The 387-nt window shown below is 37.5% G+C and carries 1 protein-coding gene; it reads right to left on the bottom strand.

From position 1 onward, the window contains the following. The coding region (locus tag CP352_RS10825; RefSeq protein WP_143465310.1) for a HAMP domain-containing sensor histidine kinase at positions 1–387 on the bottom strand (387 nt) is incomplete at both ends.

Below are 387 nucleotides of genomic sequence, written 5' to 3'. Positions count from 1 at the left end.
CATCACGAATAAAAACATTGTCATGTTCAATCGTGACTTCCATCTTTTCAGCTTTTGAATGCTTTAACGTATTTTGAAAAATATTATCAAACAGCCTTTGCATCCATAACGCGTTGCTCATCCATATCACATCTTGATCTGCCGCCTTATAGTGCAGCTCAATCCCACTCATACTGTATAAATAATCCCACTTTTTCACCGCTGTTTCTAATAGCTCGTTTAGACGCACTTCTTCATTTACAATATAAGAGCTTTCCAGCGTCTCAGCGGAATATAGATTGAATTCATTGGTTAATTCCGAGATATATTCGATTTGCTGATACAATGATTCGAATACAGCCTGACCATGACATTGGTCTTCCAAATAAAATAACTGCAGCCTGAGAG

It is taken from the genome of Lactobacillus sp. UMNPBX1 (assembly GCF_002554085.1).
Lineage (GTDB): Bacteria > Bacillota > Bacilli > Lactobacillales > Lactobacillaceae > Lactobacillus > Lactobacillus crispatus.
Note: the sequence above shows the minus strand (reverse complement) of the source record. Positions and strands in the feature narration are given on the sequence as shown.